The 1,630-nt window shown below is 70.2% G+C and carries 3 protein-coding genes; 2 read left to right on the top strand and 1 reads right to left on the bottom strand.

All coding sequences use genetic code 11. The features are described from left to right. On the bottom strand, positions 1 to 335 hold a 335-nt coding region (locus E1200_RS33245; RefSeq protein WP_131956636.1), incomplete at its 3' end, for a GatB/YqeY domain-containing protein. A gap of 92 nt (positions 336 to 427) precedes the next feature. On the opposite strand from E1200_RS33245, the gene E1200_RS33240 reads away from it, so the two are divergent. Then, on the top strand, positions 428 to 1,327 hold the full coding sequence (locus tag E1200_RS33240; RefSeq protein WP_243709060.1) for a metallophosphoesterase: 900 nt from the start codon (positions 428 to 430) through the stop codon (positions 1,325 to 1,327). Further along, a partial coding sequence (locus tag E1200_RS33235; RefSeq protein WP_165950569.1) for a class I SAM-dependent methyltransferase occupies positions 1,324 to 1,630 on the top strand: 307 nt, incomplete at its 3' end. The genes E1200_RS33240 and E1200_RS33235, both read left to right, overlap by 4 nt.

The following is a 1,630-nucleotide window of genomic DNA, read 5'->3' as shown; positions in this document are numbered from 1 at the left end:
GTCGCGGCGATGGCGTCGGCCACCAGCGCGGCCAGCTCCTCGTCGGACAGCTGCGCGGGAAGGTACTGCTCCAGCACCTCGCCCTCGTCCCGCTCCGCCCGCGCCTGCTCCTCGCGCCCCGCGTCCCCGAACGCGGCCGCCGCCTCACGACGCTTCTTCGCCTCCCGCGCGAGCACTTTCACGATGTCGTCGTCGGACAGCTGACGCGACCGCTTCCCGGCGACCTCCTCGTTCTTCACCGCCGTCAGCGCCATCCGCAGCGTCCGGGTGCGCAGCTCGTCCCGCGACTTCATCGCGGCCGAGAGATCGGTCTCCAGCTTCTCCTTCAGGGTCATGGTCACATCATGCCCGTCCGTACCGGAAGCCTCATCGCTATTACCGCCGGGTGCCCATGTCTGGAAGCATGGACCCTTCGGAAGGGAGAGCCGTGCGAAAAAGACACGCCGTGCCCCTGGGGCTGCTGGGCGCGGGCGCAACGACCTTCGGGTACGCCTCGGTGATCGAGCGGAACTGGTTCCGCCTGCGCCGCCTGGACGTCCCGGTGCTGGCCCCCGGCCGCCCCTCGGTGAAGATCCTGCACCTCTCCGACGCGCACCTCACCCCCGGCCGCAGCCGCCTGATCCACTGGGTCCGCTCCCTGGAGGCGCTGGAGCCCGACCTCGTCGTCAACACCGGCGACTCCATCTCCCACCGCGACGCCATCGGCCCCTTCCTGGACGCCCTCGGCCCCCTCCTCGACCGCCCGGGCGTCTTCGTCTACGGCTCGAACGACCTGTTCTCCCCCGTCCTGAAGAACCCCCTGCGCTACGTCTGGCGGACGAGCCAGTCCGACTACAAGCGCAGCGGACGCGAACCGGACCTCCCCTACCGCGAACTCGGCTCCGCCCTCCAGGCCGCCGGCTGGCTCGACCTCAACAACCGCATAGGCCGCCTCAAGGTCGGCGAACTGGACATCGAGTTCGGCGGCATCGACGACTCCCACATAGACCGCGACCAGTACGACCGGATCGCGGGCCCCGTCGACCCCCGCGCCGACGTCCACCTCGGCGTCATGCACTCCCCAGAACCCCGCAACCTCGACCGCTTCACCGCCGACGGCTACGACCTCCTCCTGGCGGGCCACACCCACGGCGGCCAGGTCTGCGTCCCCTTCTACGGCGCCCTGGCCACCAACTGCGGCATCGACCGCCCCCGCGTGAAGGGCCTGCACAGGCACCAGGACTCCTGGCTCCACGTCTCCGCCGGCCTGGGCACGTCCCCGAAGGCCCCCATGCGCTTCTGCTGCCCCCCGGAGGCGTCCCTCCTCACCCTCGTCCCCCGCGAGTGAACCCGGCGATCGCCACCCTCTACGACATAGCCGTCCAGAACCCCCTGCTCTCCCGCCTGGGAGCCCGCACCCTCTGGTCCTACGACATCGACGACCTCCGACAGTCGATAGCCGCCCAAGACCCCACGGCCCTAACCCTCGACATCCCCTGCGGCGGCGGCATAGCAGCAAGCGGCAACCCCCGCCACGTGGCCGCAGACCTCTCCCGCACAATGCTCAAGAGAGCCCGCCGGCGAACGAACACCCTCCTCCAAGCGAACATCTACGCCCTCCCCTTCCCGCCCTCCACCTTCGACGCCTGCG

Origin of the sequence: Actinomadura sp. GC306, assembly GCF_004348665.1 — a bacterium.
Lineage (GTDB): Bacteria > Actinomycetota > Actinomycetes > Streptosporangiales > Streptosporangiaceae > Spirillospora.
The sequence above is the reverse complement of the archived record's forward strand: the minus strand, read 5'-3'. Positions and strand labels throughout refer to the sequence as shown.